We start from the raw sequence: 26,285 nt of genomic DNA, 5'->3' as shown, positions 1-26,285 counted from the left end.
ATGACGACCCGACGGCCGTTCACCGCATCGGCACGGCAGGCCCAGACCATCCGGGAGCGCTGCGCCGAGGAGCACCCGACGGACCGCGATTGGATCGCCAACCCGCAGACCGGTGCGGAGCGGCAGGCGGCTGCCCTGCTGGCGGGGCCGGACGACGGCGACCCCGACGACCAGCGGAGTGCCACAGAGAAGCAGGCCGCCGCGATGCTGAACAGCCGGGCGGCTCATCGCCAGTTGCAGAAGGACCAGCGCTAGACCTCGACGGCCGGGTGGCTCCAGTCCCTGACTGGGCCGTCCGGACTATTCCGCCATCTCACGGTCACGGTGTCGTCTGCGCTGTCCATGGTTACCGCGATGCCAACCAGCATGGAGGAGTTGGGGCCGATGACTTCCTTCTCGTAGGGGTGGTCCTGCACCTTGATGTCGTCCGCCACCTGGACCTGCACGTCATAGGCGGTGCCGTCACCAACGTTTGTCAGGCGGTTCGGGCGGTACCTGCCTGTGCTGGTCAACTGCCAGCGCACGGCTCGTTCCTCAGCCTCCTGCGCCTGACGCTTCTCCTCGCGCTCTGCCACAGCGGCCGACCGATCGGCTGCCTTGGCTGATGCTTCGGCCGCTCGCGTCGCACGGCGGCTGTAAACGAACGCAGCAACCGAGAGCAGGAAGGCCAGGACGGCGACGCCGGCGGTGATCCAGTCGCTCGCTGTCGTCACGGCTGCGGTGGTGGCTGTCATCGCTCGGCAGGCTATCCGGTCCTCCCATGCCGCCCTATCGTCCGTAGATGGACTTAACGCAGGTGGTGCCAGGGGCGATCTACAACACGGGTCAGGTCTTTATTGCTGAGCCATTGGCTGAATGGCCGATCGGCTACCAGTCCTGCCGAGTCCGTTTCGAGCAAGGATGGTGCTATATCGAACTGAACGAGGCCGACGGCGAGGGAAGTGTGCACGTCTATCCGACGAGCCAGATTCTGGCAGTCATCAACCTCTATCCGCCTGTGACGGGACCCCCTGACCCCGATAAGGCGGTTCCGGCGGGACAGCACCAGATCGAGCGGACAGGTCACGTGACAGCACCCCAGCAAGCGGGACCTCCGTGGGCGCAGGGTGGGCGCGAACCGTCCGAGAATCCCCGGCACAGCTCAACATTGCCCGACAGTGGGTCGAGCGTTTGACCAGCGCGAATAGCACGAGGCCGCACTGCCTAACACCGGCCGATACGCGCCTAGGCTGACTTAGGATCTGGTGCCTTCGGGCGTGGGGGTTCGACTCCCCCCTCCCGCACGCGTCGCCCACCTCGGGCCGGTCTCGTCCGGGTAGTGGTCCATCGAGTCGTCGTCGAACGAGATCAGGTACCGCGGCACTGGTGACTGACCGTCCCGGCGCCTTCTACCGCCCCTCGTGCCGGACCGAGGATAGGTGTCGTCGGCCGCGCGCGACTGTCAGCGCCTCCCCCCGGACCCGGCGGAGAGCAAGGTCTCGATCGTCAGAACGACGCCTTGATCGCCGCCTCGAACTCCGGCGATGCGTCCAGGACCTGCTGCACCTGCTCCGCGTACTCCTCGCCTCCGAGGTAGTCGACGGGTCGCTGCTGCGACTCCATCTCGGCGAGCAGTTCCTCGTCGGAGAGCGCGCATTCGAACGCCTCCCGCGCCTCCGCCAGCCGGTCTTCCGGCATTCCGGGAGGTCCGGCGACCGAGCGGCCGGTCGCTCCGAGGGCGATGAGGCTCTCGAGGAGTGCCTGCCCGTCCTCACCGGCGGGCTCGAAGTCGGCGGACGGCGGAGCGTCCGGCATCCATTCGTGGCCCTCTTCCGCGACCAGGAGCACCGGACGGACCTCTCCGGCCTCGACCGCACCCAGCAGGCTGTCGAAGGCGAGAGCCATGCTGTCGGCGTTGCCGGCCACCAGGGCGTTCCGCGCTTCTCCTGAGCCCGCGAAGCCCGTGATCACCTCGTGCGGGAAGTCGTACGCCTCGGCGAGCCCCGTGGCGAACACGTAGCCGTCGCTGCCCGGCCCGGTGGCCACGAACCTGACCGGCTCCGTGGCTTCGATGATGTCGTCGAAGCTCTGGATGTCGCTGTCCGCGCCGACGGCCACGGCCATGGGCGGACTCGAGATGCGTCCCACGTGGGACAGTTCGTTCAGGTCGAATGCGACGCCTTCGGCTCCGGCGATCTGCGCCGCTGCGAAACCGATCGTGTTCAGCAGCTGCAGCCGGTTCTCGTCGGGACTGGCCACCGCGGTGGCGTTCGTGGCGAGCAGTCCCCCCGCACCCGGTTCGTTCCGGACCACGACTTCTGCCCCGAGGCAGTCCGCGAAATAGGGGGCGATGGCCCGCGCGTAGACGTCGAAACCCCCACCCGGGTCGTAGGGCACGACGAAATCGACGGTTTGTCCCTCGTAGTACGACGCGTCTTCGCCGGACGCCTCACCGTTCGGCGCGGTGTCTGCACCATCGTCGTCCCCGCAGGCGGCGAGCGTCGCGAGCAGCAGGACGGCACCCGCCAGGGTCGAGCCTCGCCGGTGACTCCGCATCATGCGTCCTCTCCCGTCCCCGAAGGGGCGGCGGCAGTCGCCTCGACTGCCATCACTCAACGCCGTGGTTACTGATCGATCGTTAAGACCCTAGCGCGATGCTGCGAGGGTGCAAGGGCCTTGCGCACCGCGAAGCCGACGTCGGGCGGCTCCTGCACCTGCTGGAGCGCATTCGTGGATCACTTCCCGAGGGCTGCGCGTAGCTCCTCAGGCCAGGACGGCGCGCAGGTCGAGCTCGGCGGACGGGGCGTCCGGGTCGTCGTCGTCCACGACCGCCAACAGGTGCACCCCGCCGTCGCGGACCTCGCGCAGTGCCAGACCCTCGACCTTGTGCACGTGGCCGGCCACCTCCGGGATGGGCACAACCGCCAGCACCGTCGTCCCGTCGAGGAGGGCGAGCGCGGTCGCGACCACGGGGCCGTCGTCCACCGCGTTGGGCGTGTCCTCAGCCGCGGCGCTCATCAGCACCCGGCCGTCGGGCAGCGCGACGGCGTCGGTGACCGCGAGGCCGACGCCCTCGACCTCGCCGAGGTCGTAGACCTGCGGCCGCTCCACCGGCACGTCGCCGGCGGGGAAGCGGCCGAGGACTGCTGCGACCAGCCCCTCGAGCGGCACGTCGACGCTGCCCGAGCGCACTCCGGCGGCGAGGTTCCCGCGGTTGAACCAGCGCACCACGTCGCCGTGCCGGCTGGCGCCCTCCAGGTTGAGGTGCTCCATCGGGAGACCGAGACGGTCGGCGACCTGCTCGTACAGCGGGGCGAGGTCGCCGGCCCGGGCCACCGGATCCCCGTCGTCCAGGTGGACGACGACGCCGCGCATCCGGCGCGCGGTCGAGCCCGAGCCGAGCAGGAGGGCCGCGGTCGAGCCGTCCACCTCCGCCGGGCACGCCACTTCCAGATCGGGCTTGAGGTGCTTGGTGCCGTGCGCCTCGCGGAAGGTGTCGAGGCCGTCCACGGGCGGCAGGACCCGCACGCGGGTCACGCCCCCGGCCCGCCGCCAGCCGGCGAAGGTCGCGTCGTCCTGCGCGATCAGCCAGCCGTCGCCGAGCGGCGCGATCCCCGAGGCCGCGGTGACCGGCGTCCCGTCGTCGAACCGCAGCGCCCGGACGTCGTCGACGAACACCTGCACCGGTCCACTGTGCGTGCAGCGGCGGCGGACCGCTTGTCGGGTGCGGACCCGGGGAGGACCCTGCGCCGATGGGCCTCTACAGCCACCACCTGCGTCCCCGCCTGCACAACCTGGCGCTGGGCGGAAAGGCGGCCGGCGAGGTCCGCGACCGTGTCTGCGCGGGCCTCGCCGGGGACGTCCTGGAGATCGGCTACGGGACCGGGCACAACCAGCCCCATCTCCCTCCGGAGGTCGCCGGGATCTGGGCCGTCGAGCCGTCGACCACGGCCCTCCGGCTGTCGGAGGCCCGCCGGTCGGCGTCGTCCGTGCCCGTGGTGGTGGGAGGGGACGACGCGCAGTCGCTGCCGTTCCCGGACGACCGCTTCGACGCGGCGCTGTGCACCTGGGTCCTCTGCGGCATCCCCGACGCGAGCCGCGCGCTCGCCGAGGTGGCTCGGGTGCTCAAGCCGGGCGCGACGCTGCATTTCGTCGAGCACGGCCTGGCGCCCGAGCCGGAGGTGGTGCGCTGGCAGCGGCGCGGCAACCGGATCAACCAGGCCATCGCCGGGTGCGCGCTGGACAACGATGTGGCGTCGCTGTTCGAGGCGTCGCCGTTGACGGTGAGCGAGCTGTCGACCTGGTACGAGAAGGCCGCCCCCAAGCCGGCGGGGTACATGTACGAGGGCCGCGCGACGGCCTGACCGACCTCGGGCGCACGCCGTCTCACCCCTCCGGGTGGGGCGGGCCGCCGAGGACTGGGGCCGACGGCTCCGTCGTCCGAAATCCCGGGTATGAGCAGCACTGCTTCGCGCGCCACCTGGCTGCCGGCCGCCATCGCCCGCGCCGCGGTGGTCAACACGCCCAACGTCCGCACCAGTCCCGCCGGCCCGCGCCACCTCGCGGTCGAGAGCCCCGAGGCGATGCGCATCGCGACGCCCGAGGACTTCACCCGCACCGGCCGGCACGCCGAGCCGGAGTGGAGCCGTGAGCTGCACGACCCCACGCGCGACGAGGTCGACTCGTTCTCCTGGCTGGGCTTCGCGCCGCGCCGCTGAGCTCAGCGCCCGCCGAGGACCTCGGCGAGCACCGGCACCAGCGCGGCGAACGCCTGGCCGCGGTGGCTGCGCGCGTCCTTCTCGGCGGGCTCCAGCTCGGCCGAGGTCACGTCGAGCCCCTCGGGGACGAAGACGGGGTCGTAGCCGAAGCCGTTGCTGCCCCGCTTCTCCCTGACCAGCCGCCCGCGCCACTGCCGCTCGAGCACGCGCTCGGTCCCGTCCGGGGTCACGAGCGCGGCGGCGCAGACGAACGCGGCGCCGCGCCGCTCGTCGGGGACGTCGGCGACCTGCCCGAGGAGCAGGGCGGTGATCGCGTCGTCGTCCCCGTGCCGGCCCGACCAGCGCGCCGACAGGACGCCGGGCATGCCGTTGAGGGCGTCCACCGTGAGCCCCGAGTCGTCGGCCACGGCCGGCAGCCCCGTGTACCGCACCGCCTCACGTGCCTTGAGCAGCGCGTTCTCCTCGAACGTCGCACCCGTCTCGGGGGCCTCCGGGTACTCGTCGACGTCGCTCAGACCGACGACCTCGACACCCGGGACGGCGGACTCGAGCAGCCGCCGCAGCTCGGCGAGCTTGCCGGCATTGCGGGTGGCCAGCAGCAGCCGCGTGCTCACCGCTGCGCCGCAGGTGCGGACAGGGCGTCCTGCTGGAGGCGGGTCAGCTCCCCGCAGCCCTTGACCGCGAGGTCGAGCAGCGCGTCGAGCGTCGGCCGGTCGAACACCGCGCCCTCCGCCGTCCCCTGGACCTCGACGAAACTGCCGTCGCCGGTGCACACGACGTTCATGTCGGTGCCGGCCCGGACGTCCTCCTCGTAGGCGAGGTCCAGCCGCGGCTCGCCGTCGATGACGCCCACGCTGACCGCCGACACGGACTGGGCGATCGCGGTCGGCCTCGCCAGCTTCCTGCGGTCGCCGAGCCAGGACACCGCGTCGGCCAGCGCCACGTAGGCGCCGGTGATCGCCGCCGTCCGCGTGCCGCCGTCGGCCTGGAGGACGTCGCAGTCGATCGCGATGCTGTTCTCCCCGAGCGCGGCCAGGTCGATCGAGGCGCGCAGGGAACGGCCGATCAGGCGGCTGATCTCGTGGGTGCGCCCGCCGATGCGGCCCTTCACCGACTCGCGGTCGCCGCGGGTGTGGGTCGCGCGCGGCAGCATCGCGTATTCGGCGGTGACCCAGCCCAGGCCCGATCCCTTGCGCCAGCGCGGCACGCCCTCGGTGACGCTCGCGGCGCAGAGCACGCGGGTGCGGCCGAACTCGACGAGCACCGAGCCCTCCGCGTGGTCGAGCCAGGAGCGGGTGATGGTCACGGGGCGGAGCTGGTCGGCGGTACGGCCGTCGGGGCGAGTCACGTGGCAAGAGGGTAGTGCGAGTCGCCCGAAGGGGCGTTCCGCGAGTGGGGGCCGGAGGCCTCGCCGAGCCGATGGGAGGAGCTCCACGGAGGGCCGGGCACGGCACGTGGCGGCGGTGCGGCCCGGAGGCGCGGGATGTAATAGCGCATGCGATCCGAACTGCGTGCCGTCCGCACCGGCGGCGTCCCCTCGGTGGTCGACCTCACCGACGAGTGCGCCGACTTCGTCAAGCAGGAGAACGACGGGCTGCTGCACGTCTTCGTGCCGCACGCCACCGCCGGGATCGCGATCCTGGAGACGGGCTCGGGCAGCGATGACGACCTGCTCGCCCACCTCGACGAGCTGCTGCCCCGCGACGACCGCTGGCGGCACCGCCACGGCAGCGCCGGGCACGGCCGGGACCACGTCCTGCCGGCGTTCCTGCCCCCGCACGCAGCCGTGCCCGTGCTGGAGGGGCTGATGCAGCTCGGCACCTGGCAGCGCATCTGCCTGGTCGACACCAACATCGACAACCACACACGGCAGGTCCGGTTCTCGTTCCTCGCGGGCTGACTCCCCCACTGCCGCGCGATCGCGAGGACACGGCAGGATGCCGGTCATGAGCCAGACCGACAGCGGGATCGGGACGGCACCCGTCCGCCTCTCCCCCGGTGACCCCGCGCCGGACTTCACGCTGCCCGACGCCGACGGCAACCCCGTCTCCCTCTCGGACTACCGCGGGCGCCGCGTGATCGTCTACTGCTACCCGGCTGCCCTGACCCCCGGCTGCACCACGCAGGCCGTCGACTTCACCGCGGCGGCCGGCGACCTCGCCCAGGCGGGGCTGGACATCATCGGCATCTCCCCCGACGAGCCCGGCAAGCTCATCAAGTTCCGCGAGAAGGAGCAGCTCGGCATCACGCTGGTCTCCGACCCGGAGAAGAAGGTGCTCCAGGCCTACGGCGCCTACGGGCCGAAGAAGCTGTACGGCAAGGAGGTCGTGGGGGTCATCCGGTCGACCTTCATCGTCGACGCCGAGGGCAAGATCGAGCGCGCCTCCTACAACGTCAAGGCGACGGGGCACGTCGCCAAGCTGCGCCGCGAGCTCGGCCTCGACTGACCGCCGGCACGACCGCCCGTCAGTGGTGGTGGATCTCGGCCCGCACCCTCGCCCGGGCGTCGGCATAACGGACCACCTCGAAGACGATGAGCGCGACCAGGACGGCCGCGAGCACGGCGAGAGCGGCCAGCGCCGGCAGCCGGGCGGTCGCCAGGGGCGCCACCAGGACGACGAGGGCCACCACCGCCCGCGGTCGGTTGATCGAGCCGACGTTGCGGAGGCGGAACGCGAGGTGGGCGATGAGGTAGGCGGCCACACCGCCGTACATCGCCCACAGGGCCGTCGTCGGCAGTGGGTCGGTGAGGGCGTGGTGGGACGCGTCGCCGACGTACTCGGCGACCTTCTTCAGGCCGAGGGCCAGGTAGATGACACCGGCCACCATCGGGAAGTGCAGGTACGTGTACGAATCCCGCGCCAGGCGGACCCGCTCCACGCCCTCACGGCGGCTGAGCTCCCGCTCGGCGACCGGTGCGACGACGTCGAAGTAGAGCCACCACAGCGCGACGCTCGCGGCCAGCCCGAGAAGCGCCGCCCCGGCGATGGGCACCGTCAGCGGCAGGTCGAGGACCCCGACGCCGACGGCGATGATCGACTCCCCCAGGGCGATGATCACGATGAGGCCGTGCCGCTCGGCGAAGTGCACCGGTGACGGCAGCCGCCAGCCGTTGCCCGAGGCGTACACGCCCGAATAGTCGATGACGAGCGCGAGGGCCCAGAGCACCGTCTGGGCAGGACCGCCGAGGACCGCCCCGACGACGAGCAGCACGACAGCCACGGTGACCGGACCGGCCGTGCGGAGCAGTTGCCGGCGCAGGACGGCGTCCCCGAGCGCGGCCACGGCATACACCCCCAGGTGCAGGAGCCGCACGAGGGCGAGTGCGGCGGCCAGCACCACCGGCGCGCTCAGCCCGCCGCCCTCGTCCTGCCACGCTTCCGGGATGGCGAGAGCGACGAGGAACATCGCCGCCATCGCGGAGATCATGGCCGCCCGCACCACCCCCTCGTCGGCGTGGGCCTGGTTGCCGAGCCAGGCATAGCTGCACCACACGAACCACAGCAGCGCGAGGAGGACGAGTCCGCGCAGGACGCCGCGCAGCCCGAGATCCTCGGCCATGAACGCGGTCACCTGGGTGATGGCGAAGACGAAGACCAGGTCGAAGAAGAGCTCCAGGGTGGTGACGGTGTGCCCCTGCGCGGTGGGCACGATCCGCGCCCGGAAGCGCTGCCGACCGGTCGCGCGGTCCGGCGGCTGCGCGTCGGTCTGCTGCGTCACGTCGCCCCCTCCCGCCGCTCGACTGCCGGGCGACCGGCACATCATGGACGGTCCCCGTGACCATGGACAGGTGGCGGGTTCCGGGCTCGTGTCAGGCCCGCCACGTCCCCGGCCGGGGCTGACACTCCGGGCCGCACGGGTAGCCGTCGTCCCAGGGGAAGCTCCCGTCGGCGTGGGCCCACGTGAGCTGGTACGCGGGCACCGACACCTCGGCCGGGCGCTGGTAGTAGCGGTTCGCGCCGAGCACCACGTCTCCGGGGTTGGGCAGGTCCTCCACGATCACCGGCTGACCGCGGTCCCACCGGAGCTCCTCGCCGGCGACGAGGTCACGGCCACCCGCCACGAGCCGGGCCACGTGGTCGAGCAGATCGTGGGTCCCTTCGGCCCCCAGGCCCACCGCGACCAGCTCCGGGTGGCCGAGACCGAACAGCCCGATCGTGTAGCCGAAGGCCGGCTCGTCGTCCCCGTCGCCCTCGCCCACGTACTGGACGGCGAAGCGGTGGGCACGGATCAACTGGGCGAGGCGGGCGTCCTCCTGGTCCAGCCAGGCGATGGTCTGGGGGTCCTGCGTCATGGGCACAGCCTGCGCGGCAGGACCGACAGAACGGCCGGGCCGGCCGCGGTCCGTGGACAGCGCCCGGCCGGTGGATCAGCCTTCGCCGGTCGCCTCGCGCTCGGCGGCGCGCTTCCGTCGCTTGCCCTCGTGCATCGCCGCCACCCGGGCGATCGGGATCGTGTGGCCTTCGGCCACCAGGTCGGCGGGGAGCTCCTGCGGCTCGGGCAGCAGGTCCGCCCACGCCGCCGGGAACCGGTCCGCGGCCGACGTCACGGTGAAGTCCCCGGGCGAGACGTCGTCCAGCGCGTCCCAGCCCACCGGCGCGGACACCGGGAGTCCGGGGCGGATGCGGGGGCTGTAGGCGGCCACGATCGTGCTCTGGCCCGACCGGGTCGAGTCGACGAAGACCCGCCCGTGCCGGTCCTCCTTGATGTACGCCGTGGTGGCCAGCTCCGGGTCCAGGCGTTCGGTACGCGCGGCGAGTGCGCGGGTGGCGGCGGCCACGTCCTCGAACGACGCGCCCCCCACCGGGACGACGACGTGCACGCCCTTCGAGCCGCTGGTCTTCACCGCTCCGGCCAGTCCCGCGTCCTCGAGCGCCCGCTGGACGAGCCGCGCGGCGCGGACGACGACGGCGAAGTCCGCGCCCTCGGGCGGATCCAGGTCGAGCACCAGCCCCGTCGGCCCGGCGTCCCCGACCCGGAAGAAGGGCACGTGGAACTCGACGGCGCGCTGGTTGGCCAGCCACAGCAGCGTGCGCCGGTCGTCGCACAGCACCTGGGCGATCTCGCGGTGCGAGCCCTCCGACCAGACCGGCACCGTCCGAACCCAGTCCGGCGCGCCCTTGGACACGTTGCGCTGCATGAACGGCGGGGAGCCGGGCCGACGGGGCTGGTGCTCGACCTGGATCCGCCCGAGGGCGCGGACTTCGCCGTCGTCGTCCGCGCCGCGCGGCTCGTCCAGCGGGCGCTCGAGGACGCGGGACTGGCCGGAGCGGTGAAGACCAGCGGCTCGAAGGGCGTGCACGTCGTCGTCCCGGTGGGGGGCGCGTCGTTCGAGGACGTGGCCGCCGCCACCCGCGCACTCGCCGCGCGTACCGAACGCCTGGACCCGGAGCTGGCCACCACGGCGTACATCAAGGAGGACCGGCACGGGCGGGTCTTCGTCGACTCGACCCGGTCGGGCCAGAGCACGATCGTGGCCGCCTACAGCCCCCGCATCCGCCCCGGACTCCCGGTGTCCGCGCCGGTGGGCTGGGACGCGCTGGACGACGTCTCGCCCGGGGACTTCACCGTGACGTCGGCCGCGGACCGGTTCCCGGCGGCGTGGGCGGACCTGCTGCCCGAGCCGCAGGAGCTCCCCGCCGACCTGGTGGCCGAAGGCCACACGATCCCGATCGCCCGGGTGGCGGCGATGCACGAGGGCAAGCGACGGAAGCGCGCCGCCGAGCGCGAGGCGACCGGCGAAGGCTGATCCACCGGCCGGGCGCTGTCCACGGACCGCGGCCGGCCCGGCCGTTCTGTCGGTCCTGCCGCGCAGGCTGTGCCCATGACGCAGGACCCCCAGACCATCGCCTGGCTGGACCAGGAGGACGCCCGCCTCGCCCAGTTGATCCGTGCCCACCGCTTCGCCGTCCAGTACGTGGGCGAGGGCGACGGGGACGACGAGCCGGCCTTCGGCTACACGATCGGGCTGTTCGGTCTCGGCCACCCGGAGCTGGTCGCGGTGGGCCTGGGGGCCGAAGGGACCCACGATCTGCTCGACCACGTGGCCCGGCTCGTGGCGGGTGGCCGTGACCTCGTCGCCGGCGAGGAGCTCCGGTGGGACCGCGGTCAGCCGGTGATCGTGGAGGACCTGCCCAACCCCGGAGACGTGGTGCTCGGCGCGAACCGCTACTACCAGCGCCCGGCCGAGGTGTCGGTGCCCGCGTACCAGCTCACGTGGGCCCACGCCGACGGGAGCTTCCCCTGGGACGACGGCTACCCGTGCGGCCCGGAGTGTCAGCCCCGGCCGGGGACGTGGCGGGCCTGACACGAGCCCGGAACCCGCCACCTGTCCATGGTCACGGGGACCGTCCATGATGTGCCGGTCGCCCGGCAGTCGAGCGGCGGGAGGGGGCGACGTGACGCAGCAGACCGACGCGCAGCCGCCGGACCGCGCGACCGGTCGGCAGCGCTTCCGGGCGCGGATCGTGCCCACCGCGCAGGGGCACACCGTCACCACCCTGGAGCTCTTCTTCGACCTGGTCTTCGTCTTCGCCATCACCCAGGTGACCGCGTTCATGGCCGAGGATCTCGGGCTGCGCGGCGTCCTGCGCGGACTCGTCCTCCTCGCGCTGCTGTGGTTCGTGTGGTGCAGCTATGCCTGGCTCGGCAACCAGGCCCACGCCGACGAGGGGGTGGTGCGGGCGGCCATGATCTCCGCGATGGCGGCGATGTTCCTCGTCGCTCTCGCCATCCCGGAAGCGTGGCAGGACGAGGGCGGCGGGCTGAGCGCGCCGGTGGTGCTGGCCGCCGCACTCGCCCTCGTGCGGCTCCTGCACCTGGGGGTGTATGCCGTGGCCGCGCTCGGGGACGCCGTCCTGCGCCGGCAACTGCTCCGCACGGCCGGTCCGGTCACCGTGGCTGTCGTGCTGCTCGTCGTCGGGGCGGTCCTCGGCGGTCCTGCCCAGACGGTGCTCTGGGCCCTCGCGCTCGTCATCGACTATTCGGGCGTGTACGCCTCGGGCAACGGCTGGCGGCTGCCGTCACCGGTGCACTTCGCCGAGCGGCACGGCCTCATCGTGATCATCGCCCTGGGGGAGTCGATCATCGCCGTCGGCGTCGGGGTCCTCGACCTGCCGCTGACGGTGCCCATCGCCGGGGCGGCGCTTCTCGGGCTGGCCGCGAGCGTCGCGCTGTGGTGGCTCTACTTCGACGTCGTCGCACCGGTCGCCGAGCGGGAGCTCAGCCGCCGTGAGGGCGTGGAGCGGGTCCGCCTGGCGCGGGATTCGTACACGTACCTGCACTTCCCGATGGTGGCCGGTGTCATCTACCTGGCCCTCGGCCTGAAGAAGGTCGCCGAGTACGTCGGCGACGCGTCCCACCACGCCCTCACCGACCCACTGCCGACGACGGCCCTGTGGGCGATGTACGGCGGTGTGGCCGCCTACCTCATCGCCCACCTCGCGTTCCGCCTCCGCAACGTCGGCTCGATCAACCGACCGCGGGCGGTGGTGGCCCTCGTCGTCCTGGTGGCGCCCCTGGCGACCGCCCGGCTGCCGGCGCTGGCCGCTCTCGCCGTGCTCGCGGCCGTCCTGGTCGCGCTCATCGTCTTCGAGGTGGTCCGTTATGCCGACGCCCGGGCGAGGGTGCGGGCCGAGATCCACCACCACTGACGGGCGGTCGTGCCGGCGGTCAGTCGAGGCCGAGCTCGCGGCGCAGCTTGGCGACGTGCCCCGTCGCCTTGACGTTGTAGGAGGCGCGCTCGATCTTGCCCTCGGCGTCGACGATGAAGGTCGACCGGATGACCCCCACGACCTCCTTGCCGTACAGCTTCTTCGGCCCGTAGGCGCCGTAGGCCTGGAGCACCTTCTTCTCCGGGTCGGAGACCAGCGTGATGCCGAGCTGCTCCTTCTCGCGGAACTTGATGAGCTTGCCGGGCTCGTCGGGGGAGATGCCGATGATGTCCAGCCCCGCCTGGGCGAGGTCGCCGGCCGCCGCGGTGAAGTCGACGGCCTGCGTGGTGCAGCCGGGGGTCAGGGCAGCCGGGTAGCAGTAGACGATCACGCGGCGCCCGCGGTAGTCCGAGAGGGAGACGGGGTTGCCGTCGGCGTCGGGCAGCGTGAAGTCCGGCGCGGGGTCACCGGGGGAGAGGCGGACGGGTGCCGTCCCGATCCCGCTGTCGGTCTGGCTCATGACCGGCATCCTGCCGTGTCCTCGCGATCGCGCGGCAGTGGGGGAGTCAGCCCGCGAGGAACGAGAACCGGACCTGCCGTGTGTGGTTGTCGATGTTGGTGTCGACCAGGCAGATGCGCTGCCAGGTGCCGAGCTGCATCAGCCCCTCCAGCACGGGCACGGCTGCGTGCGGGGGCAGGAACGCCGGCAGGACGTGGTCCCGGCCGTGCCCGGCGCTGCCGTGGCGGTGCCGCCAGCGGTCGTCGCGGGGCAGCAGCTCGTCGAGGTGGGCGAGCAGGTCGTCATCGCTGCCCGAGCCCGTCTCCAGGATCGCGATCCCGGCGGTGGCGTGCGGCACGAAGACGTGCAGCAGCCCGTCGTTCTCCTGCTTGACGAAGTCGGCGCACTCGTCGGTGAGGTCGACCACCGAGGGGACGCCGCCGGTGCGGACGGCACGCAGTTCGGATCGCATGCGCTATTACATCCCGCGCCTCCGGGCCGCACCGCCGCCACGTGCCGTGCCCGGCCCTCCGTGGAGCTCCTCCCATCGGCTCGGCGAGGCCTCCGGCCCCCACTCGCGGAACGCCCCTTCGGGCGACTCGCACTACCCTCTTGCCACGTGACTCGCCCCGACGGCCGTACCGCCGACCAGCTCCGCCCCGTGACCATCACCCGCTCCTGGCTCGACCACGCGGAGGGCTCGGTGCTCGTCGAGTTCGGCCGCACCCGCGTGCTCTGCGCCGCGAGCGTCACCGAGGGCGTGCCGCGCTGGCGCAAGGGATCGGGCCTGGGCTGGGTCACCGCCGAATACGCGATGCTGCCGCGCGCGACCCACACCCGCGGCGACCGCGAGTCGGTGAAGGGCCGCATCGGCGGGCGCACCCACGAGATCAGCCGCCTGATCGGCCGTTCCCTGCGCGCCTCGATCGACCTGGCCGCGCTCGGGGAGAACAGCATCGCGATCGACTGCGACGTCCTCCAGGCCGACGGCGGCACGCGGACGGCGGCGATCACCGGCGCCTACGTGGCGCTGGCCGACGCGGTGTCCTGGCTCGGCGACCGCAGGAAGCTGGCGAGGCCGACCGCGATCGCCCAGTCCGTGTCGGCGGTCAGCGTGGGCGTCATCGACGGCGAGCCGCGGCTGGACCTCGCCTACGAGGAGGACGTCCGGGCCGGCACCGACATGAACGTCGTGTGCACCGGCGACGGCAGTTTCGTCGAGGTCCAGGGGACGGCGGAGGGCGCGGTGTTCGACCGGCCGACGCTCGACGCGCTGCTCGACCTCGCGGTCAAGGGCTGCGGGGAGCTGACCCGCCTCCAGCAGGACGCCCTGTCCGCACCTGCGGCGCAGCGGTGAGCACGCGGCTGCTGCTGGCCACCCGCAATGCCGGCAAGCTCGCCGAGCTGCGGCGGCTGCTCGAGTCCGCCGTCCCGGGTGTCGAGGTCGTCGGTCTGAGCGACGTCGACGAGTACCCGGAGGCCCCCGAGACGGGTGCGACGTTCGAGGAGAACGCGCTGCTCAAGGCACGTGAGGCGGTGCGGTACACGGGGCTGCCGGCCGTGGCCGACGACTCGGGGCTCACGGTGGACGCCCTCAACGGCATGCCCGGCGTCCTGTCGGCGCGCTGGTCGGGCCGGCACGGGGACGACGACGCGATCACCGCCCTGCTCCTCGGGCAGGTCGCCGACGTCCCCGACGAGCGGCGCGGCGCCGCGTTCGTCTGCGCCGCCGCGCTCGTGACCCCGGACGGGACCGAGCGCGTGCTCGAGCGGCAGTGGCGCGGGCGGCTGGTCAGGGAGAAGCGGGGCAGCAACGGCTTCGGCTACGACCCCGTCTTCGTCCCCGAGGGGCTCGACGTGACCTCGGCCGAGCTGGAGCCCGCCGAGAAGGACGCGCGCAGCCACCGCGGCCAGGCGTTCGCCGCGCTGGTGCCGGTGCTCGCCGAGGTCCTCGGCGGGCGCTGAGCTCAGCGGCGCGGCGCGAAGCCCAGCCAGGAGAACGAGTCGACCTCGTCGCGCGTGGGGTCGTGCAGCTCACGGCTCCACTCCGGCTCGGCGTGCCGGCCGGTGCGGGTGAAGTCCTCGGGCGTCGCGATGCGCATCGCCTCGGGGCTCTCGACCGCGAGGTGGCGCGGGCCGGCGGGACTGGTGCGGACGTTGGGCGTGTTGACCACCGCGGCGCGGGCGATGGCGGCCGGCAGCCAGGTGGCGCGCGAAGCAGTGCTGCTCATACCCGGGATTTCGGACGACGGAGCCGTCGGCCCCAGTCCTCGGCGGCCCGCCCCACCCGGAGGGGTGAGACGGCGTGCGCCCGAGGTCGGTCAGGCCGTCGCGCGGCCCTCGTACATGTACCCCGCCGGCTTGGGGGCGGCCTTCTCGTACCAGGTCGACAGCTCGCTCACCGTCAACGGCGACGCCTCGAACAGCGACGCCACATCGTTGTCCAGCGCGCACCCGGCGATGGCCTGGTTGATCCGGTTGCCGCGCCGCTGCCAGCGCACCACCTCCGGCTCGGGCGCCAGGCCGTGCTCGACGAAATGCAGCGTCGCGCCCGGCTTGAGCACCCGAGCCACCTCGGCGAGCGCGCGGCTCGCGTCGGGGATGCCGCAGAGGACCCAGGTGCACAGCGCCGCGTCGAAGCGGTCGTCCGGGAACGGCAGCGACTGCGCGTCGTCCCCTCCCACCACCACGGGCACGGACGACGCCGACCGGCGGGCCTCCGACAGCCGGAGGGCCGTGGTCGACGGCTCGACGGCCCAGATCCCGGCGACCTCCGGAGGGAGATGGGGCTGGTTGTGCCCGGTCCCGTAGCCGATCTCCAGGACGTCCCCGGCGAGGCCCGCGCAGACACGGTCGCGGACCTCGCCGGCCGCCTTTCCGCCCAGCGCCAGGTTGTGCAGGCGGGGACGCAGGTGGTGGCTGTAGAGGCCCATCGGCGCAGGGTCCTCCCCGGGTCCGCACCCGACAAGCGGTCCGCCGCCGCTGCACGCACAGTGGACCGGTGCAGGTGTTCGTCGACGACGTCCGGGCGCTGCGGTTCGACGACGGGACGCCGGTCACCGCGGCCTCGGGGATCGCGCCGCTCGGCGACGGCTGGCTGATCGCGCAGGACGACGCGACCTTCGCCGGCTGGCGGCGGGCCGGGGGCGTGACCCGCGTGCGGGTCCTGCCGCCCGTGGACGGCCTCGACACCTTCCGCGAGGCGCACGGCACCAAGCACCTCAAGCCCGATCTGGAAGTGGCGTGCCCGGCGGAGGTGGACGGCTCGACCGCGGCCCTCCTGCTCGGCTCGGGCTCGACCGCGCGCCGGATGCGCGGCGTCGTCGTCCACCTGGACGACGGGGATCCGGTGGCCCGGGCCGGCGACCTCGCCCCGCTGTACGAGCAGGTCGCCGACCGTCTCGGTCTCCCGATGGAGCACCTCAACCTGGAGGGCGCCAGCCGGCACGGCGACGTGGTGCGCTGGTTCAACCGCGGGAACCTCGCCGCCGGAGTGCGCTCGGGCAGCGTCGACGTGCCGCTCGAGGGGCTGGTCGCAGCAGTCCTCGGCCGCTTCCCCGCCGGCGACGTGCCGGTGGAGCGGCCGCAGGTCTACGACCTCGGCGAGGTCGAGGGCGTCGGCCTCGCGGTCACCGACGCCGTCGCGCTGCCCGACGGCCGGGTGCTGATGAGCGCCGCGGCTGAGGACACGCCCAACGCGGTGGACGACGGCCCCGTGGTCGCGACCGCGCTCGCCCTCCTCGACGGGACGACGGTGCTGGCGGTTGTGCCCATCCCGGAGGTGGCCGGCCACGTGCACAAGGTCGAGGGTCTGGCACTGCGCGAGGTCCGCGACGGCGGGGTGCACCTGTTGGCGGTCGTGGACGACGACGACCCGGACGCCCCGTCCGCCGAGCTCGACCTGCGCGCCGTCCTGGCCTGAGGAGCTACGCGCAGCCCTCGGGAAGTGATCCACGAATGCGCTCCAGCAGGTGCAGGAGCCGCCCGACGTCGGCTTCGCGGTGCGCAAGGCCCTTGCACCCTCGCAGCATCGCGCTAGGGTCTTAACGATCGATCAGTAACCACGGCGTTGAGTGATGGCAGTCGAGGCGACTGCCGCCGCCCCTTCGGGGACGGGAGAGGACGCATGATGCGGAGTCACCGGCGAGGCTCGACCCTGGCGGGTGCCGTCCTGCTGCTCGCGACGCTCGCCGCCTGCGGGGACGACGATGGTGCAGACACCGCGCCGAACGGTGAGGCGTCCGGCGAAGACGCGTCGTACTACGAGGGACAAACCGTCGATTTCGTCGTGCCCTACGACCCGGGTGGGGGTTTCGACGTCTACGCGCGGGCCATCGCCCCCTATTTCGCGGACTGCCTCGGGGCAGAAGTCGTGGTCCGGAACGAACCGGGTGCGGGGGGACTGCTCGCCACGAACGCCACCGCGGTGGCCAGTCCCGACGAGAACCGGCTGCAGCTGCTGAACACGATCGGTTTCGCAGCGGCGCAGATCGCCGGAGCCGAAGGCGTCGCATTCGACCTGAACGAACTGTCCCACGTGGGACGCATCTCGAGTCCGCCCATGGCCGTGGCCGTCGGCGCGGACAGCGACATCCAGAGCTTCGACGACATCATCGAAGCCACGGAGCCGGTCAGGTTCGTGGCCACCGGGCCGGGCAGCGACGGCTACGTGTTCGCCACGGGGCTCGCCGAGGCGTACGACTTCCCGCACGAGGTGATCACGGGCTTCGCGGGCTCAGGAGAAGCGCGGAACGCCCTGGTGGCCGGCAACGCCGACAGCATGGCTCTCGCCTTCGACAGCCTGCTGGGTGCGGTCGAGGCCGGAGAGGTCCGTCCGGTGCTCCTGGTCGCGGAAGAGGGCCACGAATGGATGCCGGACGCTCCGCCGTCCGCCGACTTCGAGCCCGCCGGTGAGGACGGGCAGGCACTCCTCGAGAGCCTCATCGCCCTCGGAGCGACCGGCCGCTCGGTCGCCGGACCTCCCGGAATGCCGGAAGACCGGCTGGCGGAGGCGCGGGAGGCGTTCGAATGCGCGCTCTCCGACGAGGAACTGCTCGCCGAGATGGAGTCGCAGCAGCGACCCGTCGACTACCTCGGAGGCGAGGAGTACGCGGAGCAGGTGCAGCAGGTCCTGGACGCATCGCCGGAGTTCGAGGCGGCGATCAAGGCGTCGTTCTGACGATCGAGACCTTGCTCTCCGCCGGGTCCGGGGGGAGGCGCTGACAGTCGCGCGCGGCCGACGACACCTATCCTCGGTCCGGCACGAGGGGCGGTAGAAGGCGCCGGGACGGTCAGTCACCAGTGCCGCGGTACCTGATCTCGTTCGACGACGACTCGATGGACCACTACCCGGACGAGACCGGCCCGAGGTGGGCGACGCGTGCGGGAGGGGGGAGTCGAACCCCCACGCCCGAAGGCACCAGATCCTAAGTCAGCCTAGGCGCGTATCGGCCGGTGTTAGGCAGTGCGGCCTCGTGCTATTCGCGCTGGTCAAACGCTCGACCCACTGTCGGGCAATGTTGAGCTGTGCCGGGGATTCTCGGACGGTTCGCGCCCACCCTGCGCCCACGGAGGTCCCGCTTGCTGGGGTGCTGTCACGTGACCTGTCCGCTCGATCTGGTGCTGTCCCGCCGGAACCGCCTTATCGGGGTCAGGGGGTCCCGTCACAGGCGGATAGAGGTTGATGACTGCCAGAATCTGGCTCGTCGGATAGACGTGCACACTTCCCTCGCCGTCGGCCTCGTTCAGTTCGATATAGCACCATCCTTGCTCGAAACGGACTCGGCAGGACTGGTAGCCGATCGGCCATTCAGCCAATGGCTCAGCAATAAAGACCTGACCCGTGTTGTAGATCGCCCCTGGCACCACCTGCGTTAAGTCCATCTACGGACGATAGGGCGGCATGGGAGGACCGGATAGCCTGCCGAGCGATGACAGCCACCACCGCAGCCGTGACGACAGCGAGCGACTGGATCACCGCCGGCGTCGCCGTCCTGGCCTTCCTGCTCTCGGTTGCTGCGTTCGTTTACAGCCGCCGTGCGACGCGAGCGGCCGAAGCATCAGCCAAGGCAGCCGATCGGTCGGCCGCTGTGGCAGAGCGCGAGGAGAAGCGTCAGGCGCAGGAGGCTGAGGAACGAGCCGTGCGCTGGCAGTTGACCAGCACAGGCAGGTACCGCCCGAACCGCCTGACAAACGTTGGTGACGGCACCGCCTATGACGTGCAGGTCCAGGTGGCGGACGACATCAAGGTGCAGGACCACCCCTACGAGAAGGAAGTCATCGGCCCCAACTCCTCCATGCTGGTTGGCATCGCGGTAACCATGGACAGCGCAGACGACACCGTGACCGTGAGATGGCGGAATAGTCCGGACGGCCCAGTCAGGGACTGGAGCCACCCGGCCGTCGAGGTCTAGCGCTGGTCCTTCTGCAACTGGCGATGAGCCGCCCGGCTGTTCAGCATCGCGGCGGCCTGCTTCTCTGTGGCACTCCGCTGGTCGTCGGGGTCGCCGTCGTCCGGCCCCGCCAGCAGGGCAGCCGCCTGCCGCTCCGCACCGGTCTGCGGGTTGGCGATCCAATCGCGGTCCGTCGGGTGCTCCTCGGCGCAGCGCTCCCGGATGGTCTGGGCCTGCCGTGCCGATGCGGTGAACGGCCGTCGGGTCGTCATCTCAGCTCCAGCCGTATTCGAGGTTCACGGACGCGCCGTCCGGGTGGTCGGTCACGCCGACGAGGACGACGTCGGCCAGCGGCCGGCGGATCGCGCGTGCGACCAGCGCGCGGTTGCGCTCGTGCACGGCGGCCTGGTCGGCACCCTCGCTACAGTCCCGGCGCGGGGTCGTGAACGTCTTCGATCCGGCGGCCATCAGTAGTCGTCGCCCTCGTCCTCGTCGGGATCGCGCCAGGTGTTGATCGAGCTGAACTGCGGCCCCCGGCGTCGCCGTCGTCTGGCCGGTGGCTGCTCGGCGACCGGCGCCGGGGGTACCGGTGACCCCACCCCGACGCCGGTCGGCTCCTGGGGACGCTGAAGGCGTCGGCGCTGGCCGGTCGCTCGTGCTGAAGGGGCGGCTGGCTCGATGCCGACCGGCCGGGCTGCCTCCTCGGCCGCTACCCGTTCCGCCTCGGCTGCCCGCTCGGCGGCCTGCTTCGCCTTCACCTCCCGGACGGCAGCGGACATCTTCTCGTCGGCGCCGTCCATGTCCTGCGCTCGGCTGAAGGGGGACAGCCGGTTCCACCACTGGGTGCGCGTCTCCCGCGCGGCGTCGCGGTGTGCGCGGGCCTCCTCGACCGTCAACCCGTCCCGCTGCGCAGCGGCGAGGAGGCTCAGCTCCTCCAGCTCGGTATCCGGCCCGGGGGCGGCAACCGGACGGCCGAAGGCGTCGGCCACTTTCCGGGCGCAGCGGGCGGAGGTGAAGTCCGAGCCGCCGGCCAGCTTGCAGTTCTCGCCGTGCTCGGTGCAGACGGTGCCCTTCCGCCGGGTCAGCGGCACGATGTACCTCCAGCGGTACGGCCCCGCCGGACGGTGGTCAGACCCGAAGGACACCGCCCGGCGGGAGCTTCTGCGGCGGTCATCAGACGCCGACTTCTTCGTCGTCGTCGTCGTCGGAGTCGGCGGGAGCCTCGGCCGGATCGGGGGCGAGAGCGACGGCGGCACGGACGACGTCCACGGCCTCGGCCAGCGGGGCGGCGAGGTTGGAGAGGTGGGCGGCCGGCGCCCACGGACGGGCGACGACCCGGCCGTCTTCCGCCTCCAGCATCCCGAGCAGTCCCGAGGCGGCGACGACGTCGGTACCGGCAGCCGTGAACTCAGCAGCGGCGGCGGCCAACCGGTCAGCGGCGTCGCGCTGGCGCTCCCCGAGGACGGCGGCCCACTCGTCGCGGTGCTCGCTGGTCGCGGCGACGAGGCGGGCGTGGGCGATCGCGCACGCCTTCTCGTAGGCGTCCCTGGTCGCCGTCGCGGCGTCCAGGTTCTCCTGCGCACGCTGCTTGGCGGGCTTCGTCCGCGTCTTCACAGTGCCGCCGTCGACCAGCGCGGCGGCCAGCTCGTCGGACTCCTGGCGGCCGGCGTTGTGCATGGCCAGCTCGGGGTTGCGGACGGCCCCCCACGCCCGGCTGCGCTCACCGTCCAGCCGGACCAGCGTGGCGACGGCACCCGGACGGGCTGCGGCGCCGTGTCCAGAGCCGGGTGGGGCAGATCGACGCGGGGTCGGCTGATGGTCGTCATGGTCGTCAGTCCTCGTCCTTCGGTGGTCGGACCCACAATCCGAGCAGGCGGGAGCGGTCGGCCTCGGTCCGTCGCAGCCCTTCGGCCGCCTGCGCCCGGACCTTTGGATCGGGGTCGGACAGCAGCTCCGACCAGACCCCGGCGATCCGGTCGAGCCGCAGCTCCGTCGCCGTGCGCAAGTCCTCGACCGAGGCGGTCGGCAGCGCGTTGATCCCCTCGCTCAGCAGCCGTGCGGCGTAGTCGGACCGGATGCCGAGACGGGCCGCTATCGAGGTGACCGACAGGCCGGAGGCGTTCAGCTCCATGACCTCGGCCAGCCTGTCCCGGCGGCTGGCGTAGGTACCGGCGCGGGGCATATCCGAGTGTAACTGTCAAGTAGAGGGTTATGGTCGGTACCGGGCAGCTTTCTGGTCGGGACGTAGGGCGGCGATCTCCACGCGGTCGCGGGCGCCGTCACCTGACTCCGTATCAGGTAGAGGGCATGAACGTGCAGGTCAGCGCGCTGATGGGCGCGGCGTGGGCGCATGATCTTGGTCCGGGGATGCGGTGCCCTCACGCGCGCACGCGCGAGGCGGGTTCCTCCACCCGCCCGGCCGCCGATGCTCTGGGCGCCGCTTCCCGATGTGTGACTGATGAGCCAGGCGTGCTGGGTGTGCCTGGTGCGCTTGGGACGCATGGCACTCATGGAGCGGGACACGCCGGAGCTGAACGGGCGAGAAGACACCAAGTTGTCGCACAGCCGAACTAGCGTTCGAAGTGGAGACGAGACACCAGCGGTCGTACTGCACCAGACGCAGAACGACCCGCTGCGGGAACAGCGGGTCGTCTTGTCCCCAGGCCACGCTGATGACCATGGAGGGCGCATTGACCATACCGAGCAGGGACGACCAAACCAGTAAGCCACCCAGTCCGAGCCAGAAACTGATTGCTGTCGCCTTGGCCGCCGTTGTCCTGGTGATCGCGGTGATCGTGACCCGATCGGCGAATGCCGTCGTCGTCGTGGGGCCGACGCTGCTACTGCTGCTCGCGTGGCTCGGTGGCGGCAGCGGATCGCCCCCTACCTGAGCGCGAGGTACCGGCTCCCGGTCGCCGGTTCCCCCTGTTGAGGGGACCGGCGGCCGGGAGCTGTCAACCGTTTCTTGTCGCCGGATCGGCCGGTACCCGCTGGATGCGGTCAGGGCACCGCTGCCACTCCGGGCAGCCTCGGCAGACCGCAGCGGCGCGCCGGAGGCGGTCGGCGTGGTCGTCCTCGTCCTCGCCGTCGAGCTGGTCCCGGTCGAACAGGGGGCCGCTCCCCGACAGGCGGCGTCCGGCAGGCTCCGGTGCCGCCACAACACCCGTTCCAACAGAGCGACCGCCCCGACCGGCGGGCGCTGGCCGGTCACGGCTGGACCCACCTGTAGCCGACGATCGGCACGTCCTCGCCGACCACCCCCCGCAGTGCCGCTGTTCGTGCCCGCCAGGCAGGGCAGGTGTCCGAGTGCATGAGGAACGGCCGACCGTCGGGTAGCGCCAGCAGCTCGGACGAACAGTCCGGACACTCGACCCGGGGACGGGGCAGGCGCCGTCGGTTACTCATCGGGCACCGCCGCAGACCAGTCCTCCGGGGAGGTGACGGCCCTGGCCGCAGACCGGACAGACCAGCCGCCGGGCGTTCTGCTCGCGCTGCCAGTCGGCGGGGTCGGCTGCGGTGGAAATGGTTTCCACCGCAGGGTGACCGGGAACTGCGGTGGAAACTTCCCCGTCCTTTTCTGCCACAGTCACCGCGGGTGGCGTTTCCGCAGGTGAGGGCGGTGTTCGATTTTCCACCGCATTGTCACCGCAGGGTTCCGGGTAGTGCGGTGCCCTGCCCCTTAAGGGGCACCGCAGTTACCGCACCTGCCGCCGTAGTCCCGTTCTGCCGTTCCCGTCGCCGCTTCACCGCCTCGCGGGCGACCGCCTCTGTGACGATCATTTCCCGCTCGGCGGCCCACTCCCACACCTGCCGGTAACCGGTGTCCGTGCCGACCCCCGCGTCGTCCAGCGCCGCGACCAGTTCGGCCACTTGCGCCTCGCGCTGGCCGGCCTTGGAAGGCCGCCCGCGCCGTCCCTGCTGGACCGGAGCCGCGAACGGATCCACTGCCACGGTCGCCTCGCCGTCGTCGTCCACGGTGAGCACCAGCCGGGCGGGTTGGGCCGTCTCGCCGTCCTTGCTCTTGCGGTGGACCAGCGTGCGGGGCGTCTGTGGCCCCCGGTCCTCGGCGTCCTCGCTGTCACCGAGCCGGACCATCCAAGAGGCGTCGGCGTCGTCCTCCAGCGCCGACGACCCCCGGGCGTGCTGCTGCTTGTGCCCGGTGTGGTGGACGACCAGCACGGTCGTGGCGAAGTCGTCCCGTAGTTGGAGCGCCACGTCGAGCGGTACAGCGGTCTCCGTCGCGCTGTTCTCCTCGATGCCCGGCGTCATCCGGTGCCAGGTGTCGAGCACGACCAGTGCCGGCCGCTTGTCCGCGACGACCAGCCGCAGCGCCTCGACCTCCTCGGGGATGGCCAGCCGCACCGGCCGCCTGATGACCGTGAACATGCCCGGCGCGGGGGTGACGCCGTGCAGCCGCTCCAGCGCCCTGAGGCGCTTACGGATGCCGGACACACCCTCGGCGGCCACGTAGACGACCGGCCGGGTCACGGGCACCGTGTAGTGGTCGGACCAGGCCTTCCCGGTCGCCACCGCGAAGGCCCACGCCAGCGCCACGAAGCTCTTGTAGGTGGCGAACTTCCCCGACAGCAGGACGTACTCCGAGGCGTTGAGCGCCCCGGTCAGCAGCGGCGTCGGCTCGGGCAGACCGTCCAGCTCCGAAGCGTCGAGCGCGGCGTCGAGCACCGCCTGCGTCCGGGGGTGCCGAGCCGGGATCAGCGGCACGAACTCGTCCAGCCCGTAACCGGCCTCGATGTGGTCGGTCACATCCTTGCCGACCTTCGGCCCGAGGAACTTCAGGGACGCCGCGTGGCCGTCGCCCAGGCACTCCATGGCAGTGACCGTCCACTTCTCCCCGGCCGCGTCCCGGTCGGGGTGGGCGATCACCCGGGCGCCCTTCAGCGGCGTCACGTCCACCCGGGCGAGACCACCCGCCCCGCCAGGTGCAGTCGTCGCCACCAGGCCCAGGGAGGCCAGCGTGTCGGCGTCCTTCTCGCCTTCGCACAGGTGAACCTCGGTGCCGGCGGCGACGGCCTCCACGACCTCGGAGAGCCGGTAGAGCACACCGCCGCCCTGCCGATTGCCGGACTGCGGGAACTTCTTCTTGCCGTGCGCGTCGTACTCCCGGTGCACGACACGGCCGTCCTCGTAGCGGTAGTCAGCGCTGAAGAGGTCGGACATCTTCAGCCCGACCGCCTTCACGATCTCGGGCCGATCGCAACCGGTTCGGCAGGACAGCCCGATATGACTGCCGTGGTCGTAGACGACCAGCGACGGGTTGCCGTCGTCGTGAGCCGGGCATTGCGCCAGGTAGACCTCGCCGTGACGACGAGGCTCCGGGTAGTCCGCGACTTCTCGGCCATGGTCCGCCAGCGCCGCCACCAGGCGGTCCAGAGCGGTAACCTTGGTATCGGAGCTGCCAGGCCCACCGATGTCGGAGGCCGCCTCACCACTGGTGGGGCGGCTTTCGTCGCTCACGAGGGCACGCCCAGCAGTGCGCGCAGGTCCGCCGTCGCGACCTTGTAGCGCGCACCGATCTTGATGATGCGGACCGGGAACTCTCCCTGCCGGGCCATCTCGTACGCGGTGGTCCGGCCGATGCCGAGCACGCCGGCGGCGTCCGGGTACAGGTCAATGACCGGCGGCAGGTCGGCCAGGTTGACAGTGATGTTCGGTGCAGCAGCCACGAGGGCCTCCGTTGGAACGTGGAGGCCCTCGCCGACGAGTCGAGCCGCGACACGGACCTCCGAAGTGGATTCGGGGGGTGTCGCCCTCGCGGCGGCCGTTCCTGTCGGGGGCATCGCGCCTCACCCGACTAGTGACCAGAATAGCACGCGATGACCTCTACTGGTACTGAACATCAGCGGTCTGAGCTGCACTTATGTGAACATCGTTCATGATTCCTGACTCAGCCACGTATAGACACGTGTATGTACACGCGGTACGCTGTACCGGCCCGCAGGAGGACTCATCGAAGGGGACCGAGCATGGTTCGCACCGACACGGCCGGAGATCACGACCGCACACCCATCCGGGCCGTGCGGATACCTGATGACCTCTGGCAGGCAGCGCAGCGCCGGGCCGCCGAGCGCGGGGAGACGGTCAGCGACGCAATCCGCCGGTCCCTGACCCGCTACGTCCGCCGCCCCGCCCCGAAGGCCACTGGAGAGCAGCGATGAAGGGTTCGACGTTCCGGCGGTGCGGTTGCCGTGACGAGGCCGGGCGCCCGCTGAAGGCGTGTCCCGACCTGAGCAAGCGAGGGCACGGCTCGTGGTACTACCGGGCCGATGTGGGCCGGGACGGCACCGGCAAGCGTCGGGAGCAGCGCAAGGGCGGGTTCGCCACGAAGGCCGATGCAGACGCCGCGCTGGCCGCCGTCCTGTACTCGGTCAGCACCGGGGAGCACCGCCACGACGGCCGGCTGACCCTCGGGGCCTACCTGACCTCCTGGCTGGCTGCCAAGGAAGCGAACGGACTCCTCCGGCGGTCTACGGCCACGGGCTACCGAAGCCACATCGACCAAGACATCGTCCCGAAGCTCGGCCATGTGCGGCTCGGTGACCTCCGGCCCGAGCACGTCGAGCAGTTCCTCACCGACCTCACCGCCAAGGGGCGGGGTGCGACGGTGGTCCGGCGCGTCCACGCAACTCTGCGCAGCGCCCTCGCCGACGCCAAGCGGAAGCGCCTCGTGACGACCAACGCGGCGATCGACGTCGAGTTGCCGACGGTGAACCGGGCGGTGCCTGCTCCCTGGTCGGCCGACGAGCTGGCCGACTTCCTCGACCACGCGGCCGGGCACCGGCTCGGCGCCATCTTCGAGGTGTTGGCCTTCACCGGACTCCGAAGGGGCGAGGCGTGTGGTCTGCGCTGGTCCGATATCGACCTCGACCGGGGCATCGTCACCATCCGGGAGGCCCTAGTTGTACTGCCCGGAGACGTTGGTGCAACGGTTGATGGGCGGGAGGTTGCCCAGGGCGGTGTGGGGCCGGTGGTTGTTGTAGTGGTGGAGCCAGCCTGACAGAGCCGCTCGGCGTGCGGTTTCGGATGT

The 26,285-nt window shown here is 71.9% G+C and carries 36 protein-coding genes and 1 pseudogene; 16 read left to right on the top strand and 21 right to left on the bottom strand.

Annotated features, from left to right (window positions below):
• A complete protein-coding gene (locus E4P40_RS13200; protein WP_135159020.1) occupies window positions 1-255 on the top strand; it encodes a hypothetical protein in 255 nt (84 codons plus the stop codon).
• Here E4P40_RS13200 and E4P40_RS13195 read toward each other — a convergent pair.
• Window positions 252-734 (bottom strand): hypothetical protein, encoded by a 483-nt coding sequence (locus E4P40_RS13195; protein ID WP_135159021.1) that lies wholly within the window; start codon window positions 732-734, stop codon window positions 252-254. The genes E4P40_RS13200 and E4P40_RS13195 overlap by 4 nt on opposite strands.
• Before the next feature lie 47 nt (window positions 735-781).
• On the opposite strand from E4P40_RS13195, the gene E4P40_RS13190 reads away from it, so the two are divergent.
• On the top strand, window positions 782-1,174 hold the full coding sequence (locus tag E4P40_RS13190; protein ID WP_135159022.1) for a hypothetical protein: 393 nt from the start codon (window positions 782-784) through the stop codon (window positions 1,172-1,174).
• 311 nt (window positions 1,175-1,485) lie between these two features.
• Here the strand turns inward: E4P40_RS13190 and E4P40_RS13185 are convergent, their stop codons facing one another.
• Window positions 1,486-2,538 (bottom strand): tripartite tricarboxylate transporter substrate-binding protein, encoded by a 1,053-nt coding sequence (locus E4P40_RS13185; protein ID WP_135159023.1) that lies wholly within the window; start codon window positions 2,536-2,538, stop codon window positions 1,486-1,488.
• 204 nt (window positions 2,539-2,742) lie between these two features.
• Window positions 2,743-3,663: a hypothetical protein gene (locus E4P40_RS13180; protein WP_135159024.1), complete on the bottom strand. Its 921-nt coding sequence runs from the start codon at window positions 3,661-3,663 to the stop codon at window positions 2,743-2,745.
• A gap of 68 nt (window positions 3,664-3,731) precedes the next feature.
• On the opposite strand from E4P40_RS13180, the gene E4P40_RS13175 reads away from it, so the two are divergent.
• Entirely contained in the window at window positions 3,732-4,343 is a 612-nt protein-coding gene (locus tag E4P40_RS13175; protein ID WP_135159025.1) for a class I SAM-dependent methyltransferase, read from the top strand.
• A 90-nt stretch (window positions 4,344-4,433) separates the two neighbouring features.
• On the top strand, window positions 4,434-4,697 hold the full coding sequence (locus E4P40_RS13170; protein WP_135159026.1) for a hypothetical protein: 264 nt from the start codon (window positions 4,434-4,436) through the stop codon (window positions 4,695-4,697).
• Window positions 4,698-4,699: 2 nt separating this feature from the next.
• On the opposite strand, the gene rdgB (E4P40_RS13165) is transcribed toward E4P40_RS13170, so the two are convergent.
• Window positions 4,700-5,311, bottom strand: coding sequence for an RdgB/HAM1 family non-canonical purine NTP pyrophosphatase (gene rdgB / locus E4P40_RS13165; RefSeq protein ID WP_135159027.1), 612 nt, complete (start codon window positions 5,309-5,311; stop codon window positions 4,700-4,702).
• Window positions 5,308-6,045 (bottom strand): ribonuclease PH, encoded by a 738-nt coding sequence (rph, locus tag E4P40_RS13160; protein ID WP_135159028.1) that lies wholly within the window; start codon window positions 6,043-6,045, stop codon window positions 5,308-5,310. The genes rdgB (E4P40_RS13165) and rph (E4P40_RS13160) overlap by 4 nt, the downstream gene beginning before the upstream one ends.
• 147 nt (window positions 6,046-6,192) lie before the next feature.
• On the opposite strand from rph (E4P40_RS13160), the gene E4P40_RS13155 reads away from it, so the two are divergent.
• Together E4P40_RS13155 and bcp (E4P40_RS13150) are read left to right on the top strand one after the other, a co-directional pair.
• Window positions 6,193-6,597: a YjbQ family protein gene (locus E4P40_RS13155; RefSeq protein WP_135159029.1), complete on the top strand. Its 405-nt coding sequence runs from the start codon at window positions 6,193-6,195 to the stop codon at window positions 6,595-6,597.
• A 46-nt stretch (window positions 6,598-6,643) separates the two neighbouring features.
• Window positions 6,644-7,144 (top strand): thioredoxin-dependent thiol peroxidase, encoded by a 501-nt coding sequence (gene bcp, locus E4P40_RS13150; protein WP_135159030.1) that lies wholly within the window; start codon window positions 6,644-6,646, stop codon window positions 7,142-7,144.
• Between the two features lie 19 nt (window positions 7,145-7,163).
• Here the strand turns inward: bcp (E4P40_RS13150) and E4P40_RS13145 are convergent, their stop codons facing one another.
• The 3 genes from E4P40_RS13145 to E4P40_RS13135 all read right to left on the bottom strand — a co-directional run bounded on the left by E4P40_RS13145 (window position 7,164) and on the right by E4P40_RS13135 (window position 9,882).
• The gene (locus E4P40_RS13145; protein WP_209305299.1) at window positions 7,164-8,417 is read right to left on the bottom strand and encodes a low temperature requirement protein A; all 1,254 of its coding nucleotides are present in this window, start codon (window positions 8,415-8,417) and stop codon (window positions 7,164-7,166) included.
• A 91-nt stretch (window positions 8,418-8,508) separates the two neighbouring features.
• Complete coding sequence (locus E4P40_RS13140; protein WP_135159031.1) at window positions 8,509-8,991, bottom strand: DUF4262 domain-containing protein; 483 nt, start codon at window positions 8,989-8,991, stop codon at window positions 8,509-8,511.
• 75 nt (window positions 8,992-9,066) lie between these two features.
• Window positions 9,067-9,882 (bottom strand): ATP-dependent DNA ligase, encoded by an 816-nt coding sequence (locus tag E4P40_RS13135; protein ID WP_348519646.1) that lies wholly within the window; start codon window positions 9,880-9,882, stop codon window positions 9,067-9,069.
• On the opposite strand from E4P40_RS13135, the gene E4P40_RS13130 reads away from it, so the two are divergent.
• From E4P40_RS13130 to E4P40_RS13120, 3 genes are all read left to right on the top strand, one after another.
• The gene (locus E4P40_RS13130; protein ID WP_245160311.1) at window positions 9,868-10,446 is read left to right on the top strand and encodes a hypothetical protein; all 579 of its coding nucleotides are present in this window, start codon (window positions 9,868-9,870) and stop codon (window positions 10,444-10,446) included. The genes E4P40_RS13135 and E4P40_RS13130 overlap by 15 nt on opposite strands.
• Window positions 10,447-10,521: 75 nt before the next feature.
• Window positions 10,522-11,004 carry a DUF4262 domain-containing protein gene (locus tag E4P40_RS13125; protein ID WP_135159031.1) on the top strand — a complete coding sequence of 161 codons (483 nt, stop codon included), beginning with the start codon at window positions 10,522-10,524 and terminating at the stop codon, window positions 11,002-11,004.
• 91 nt (window positions 11,005-11,095) lie between these two features.
• Entirely contained in the window at window positions 11,096-12,349 is a 1,254-nt protein-coding gene (locus E4P40_RS13120) for a low temperature requirement protein A (RefSeq protein WP_209305299.1), read from the top strand.
• Between the two features lie 19 nt (window positions 12,350-12,368).
• On the opposite strand, the gene bcp (E4P40_RS13115) is transcribed toward E4P40_RS13120, so the two are convergent.
• Both bcp (E4P40_RS13115) and E4P40_RS13110 read right to left on the bottom strand, forming a co-directional pair.
• The gene (gene bcp / locus E4P40_RS13115) at window positions 12,369-12,869 is read right to left on the bottom strand and encodes a thioredoxin-dependent thiol peroxidase (RefSeq protein WP_135159030.1); all 501 of its coding nucleotides are present in this window, start codon (window positions 12,867-12,869) and stop codon (window positions 12,369-12,371) included.
• 46 nt (window positions 12,870-12,915) lie between these two features.
• The gene (locus tag E4P40_RS13110) at window positions 12,916-13,320 is read right to left on the bottom strand and encodes a YjbQ family protein (RefSeq protein ID WP_135159029.1); all 405 of its coding nucleotides are present in this window, start codon (window positions 13,318-13,320) and stop codon (window positions 12,916-12,918) included.
• Between the two features lie 147 nt (window positions 13,321-13,467).
• Here E4P40_RS13110 and rph (E4P40_RS13105) point away from each other — a divergent pair, with 147 nt between their 5' ends.
• The gene (gene rph, locus E4P40_RS13105) at window positions 13,468-14,205 is read left to right on the top strand and encodes a ribonuclease PH (protein WP_135159028.1); all 738 of its coding nucleotides are present in this window, start codon (window positions 13,468-13,470) and stop codon (window positions 14,203-14,205) included.
• Window positions 14,202-14,813, top strand: a complete 612-nt coding sequence (gene rdgB, locus E4P40_RS13100; RefSeq protein WP_135159027.1) for an RdgB/HAM1 family non-canonical purine NTP pyrophosphatase — start codon at window positions 14,202-14,204, stop codon at window positions 14,811-14,813. The genes rph (E4P40_RS13105) and rdgB (E4P40_RS13100) overlap by 4 nt, the downstream gene beginning before the upstream one ends.
• 2 nt (window positions 14,814-14,815) lie before the next feature.
• On the opposite strand, the gene E4P40_RS13095 is transcribed toward rdgB (E4P40_RS13100), so the two are convergent.
• A complete protein-coding gene (locus E4P40_RS13095) occupies window positions 14,816-15,079 on the bottom strand; it encodes a hypothetical protein (protein ID WP_135159026.1) in 264 nt (87 codons plus the stop codon).
• 90 nt (window positions 15,080-15,169) lie between these two features.
• Entirely contained in the window at window positions 15,170-15,781 is a 612-nt protein-coding gene (locus E4P40_RS13090; RefSeq protein WP_135159025.1) for a class I SAM-dependent methyltransferase, read from the bottom strand.
• Between the two features lie 68 nt (window positions 15,782-15,849).
• Between E4P40_RS13090 and E4P40_RS13085 the strand changes: the two genes are divergently transcribed.
• Both E4P40_RS13085 and E4P40_RS13080 read left to right on the top strand, forming a co-directional pair.
• A complete protein-coding gene (locus E4P40_RS13085; protein ID WP_135159024.1) occupies window positions 15,850-16,770 on the top strand; it encodes a hypothetical protein in 921 nt (306 codons plus the stop codon).
• Between the two features lie 204 nt (window positions 16,771-16,974).
• Complete coding sequence (locus E4P40_RS13080; RefSeq protein WP_135159023.1) at window positions 16,975-18,027, top strand: tripartite tricarboxylate transporter substrate-binding protein; 1,053 nt, start codon at window positions 16,975-16,977, stop codon at window positions 18,025-18,027.
• A gap of 311 nt (window positions 18,028-18,338) precedes the next feature.
• Here E4P40_RS13080 and E4P40_RS13075 read toward each other — a convergent pair whose 3' ends face one another.
• Complete coding sequence (locus E4P40_RS13075; protein ID WP_135159022.1) at window positions 18,339-18,731, bottom strand: hypothetical protein; 393 nt, start codon at window positions 18,729-18,731, stop codon at window positions 18,339-18,341.
• 47 nt (window positions 18,732-18,778) lie between these two features.
• Here E4P40_RS13075 and E4P40_RS13070 point away from each other — a divergent pair, with 47 nt between their 5' ends.
• Window positions 18,779-19,261 (top strand): hypothetical protein, encoded by a 483-nt coding sequence (locus E4P40_RS13070; RefSeq protein ID WP_135159021.1) that lies wholly within the window; start codon window positions 18,779-18,781, stop codon window positions 19,259-19,261.
• Here the strand turns inward: E4P40_RS13070 and E4P40_RS13065 are convergent.
• The 5 genes from E4P40_RS13065 to E4P40_RS13045 all read right to left on the bottom strand — a co-directional run bounded on the left by E4P40_RS13065 (window position 19,258) and on the right by E4P40_RS13045 (window position 21,422).
• The gene (locus E4P40_RS13065) at window positions 19,258-19,512 is read right to left on the bottom strand and encodes a hypothetical protein (RefSeq protein ID WP_135159020.1); all 255 of its coding nucleotides are present in this window, start codon (window positions 19,510-19,512) and stop codon (window positions 19,258-19,260) included. The genes E4P40_RS13070 and E4P40_RS13065 overlap by 4 nt on opposite strands.
• A 1-nt stretch (window position 19,513) precedes the next feature.
• Window positions 19,514-19,708, bottom strand: a complete 195-nt coding sequence (locus E4P40_RS13060; RefSeq protein ID WP_135159019.1) for a hypothetical protein — start codon at window positions 19,706-19,708, stop codon at window positions 19,514-19,516.
• Window positions 19,708-20,331 (bottom strand): hypothetical protein, encoded by a 624-nt coding sequence (locus tag E4P40_RS13055; RefSeq protein ID WP_135159018.1) that lies wholly within the window; start codon window positions 20,329-20,331, stop codon window positions 19,708-19,710. The genes E4P40_RS13060 and E4P40_RS13055 overlap by 1 nt, the downstream gene beginning before the upstream one ends.
• Before the next feature lie 82 nt (window positions 20,332-20,413).
• Window positions 20,414-20,917, bottom strand: a complete 504-nt coding sequence (locus E4P40_RS13050) for a hypothetical protein (RefSeq protein WP_135159017.1) — start codon at window positions 20,915-20,917, stop codon at window positions 20,414-20,416.
• A 154-nt stretch (window positions 20,918-21,071) separates the two neighbouring features.
• A complete protein-coding gene (locus E4P40_RS13045) occupies window positions 21,072-21,422 on the bottom strand; it encodes a hypothetical protein (protein ID WP_135159016.1) in 351 nt (116 codons plus the stop codon).
• A 490-nt stretch (window positions 21,423-21,912) separates the two neighbouring features.
• Here E4P40_RS13045 and E4P40_RS13040 point away from each other — a divergent pair, with 490 nt between their 5' ends.
• Window positions 21,913-22,131, top strand: coding sequence for a hypothetical protein (locus E4P40_RS13040; RefSeq protein ID WP_135159015.1), 219 nt, complete (start codon window positions 21,913-21,915; stop codon window positions 22,129-22,131).
• 751 nt (window positions 22,132-22,882) lie between these two features.
• On the opposite strand, the gene E4P40_RS13035 is transcribed toward E4P40_RS13040, so the two are convergent.
• Both E4P40_RS13035 and E4P40_RS13030 read right to left on the bottom strand, forming a co-directional pair.
• The gene (locus E4P40_RS13035) at window positions 22,883-24,715 is read right to left on the bottom strand and encodes an AAA family ATPase (RefSeq protein WP_135159014.1); all 1,833 of its coding nucleotides are present in this window, start codon (window positions 24,713-24,715) and stop codon (window positions 22,883-22,885) included.
• Window positions 24,712-24,924, bottom strand: a complete 213-nt coding sequence (locus E4P40_RS13030) for a helix-turn-helix domain-containing protein (protein WP_209305298.1) — start codon at window positions 24,922-24,924, stop codon at window positions 24,712-24,714. The genes E4P40_RS13035 and E4P40_RS13030 overlap by 4 nt, the downstream gene beginning before the upstream one ends.
• 488 nt (window positions 24,925-25,412) lie before the next feature.
• Here E4P40_RS13030 and E4P40_RS13025 point away from each other — a divergent pair.
• Window positions 25,413-26,135, top strand: a pseudogene (locus E4P40_RS13025) (Arm DNA-binding domain-containing protein); the annotation flags it as partial.
• A gap of 18 nt (window positions 26,136-26,153) precedes the next feature.
• Here the strand turns inward: E4P40_RS13025 and E4P40_RS28965 are convergent.
• Window positions 26,154-26,285 (bottom strand): integrase core domain-containing protein (locus E4P40_RS28965; protein WP_245160313.1); only part of this gene is annotated, 132 nt, incomplete at its 5' end.

The organism is Blastococcus sp. CT_GayMR20, from assembly GCF_004570345.1.
This window is presented reverse-complemented; position numbering and strand designations above follow the sequence as displayed.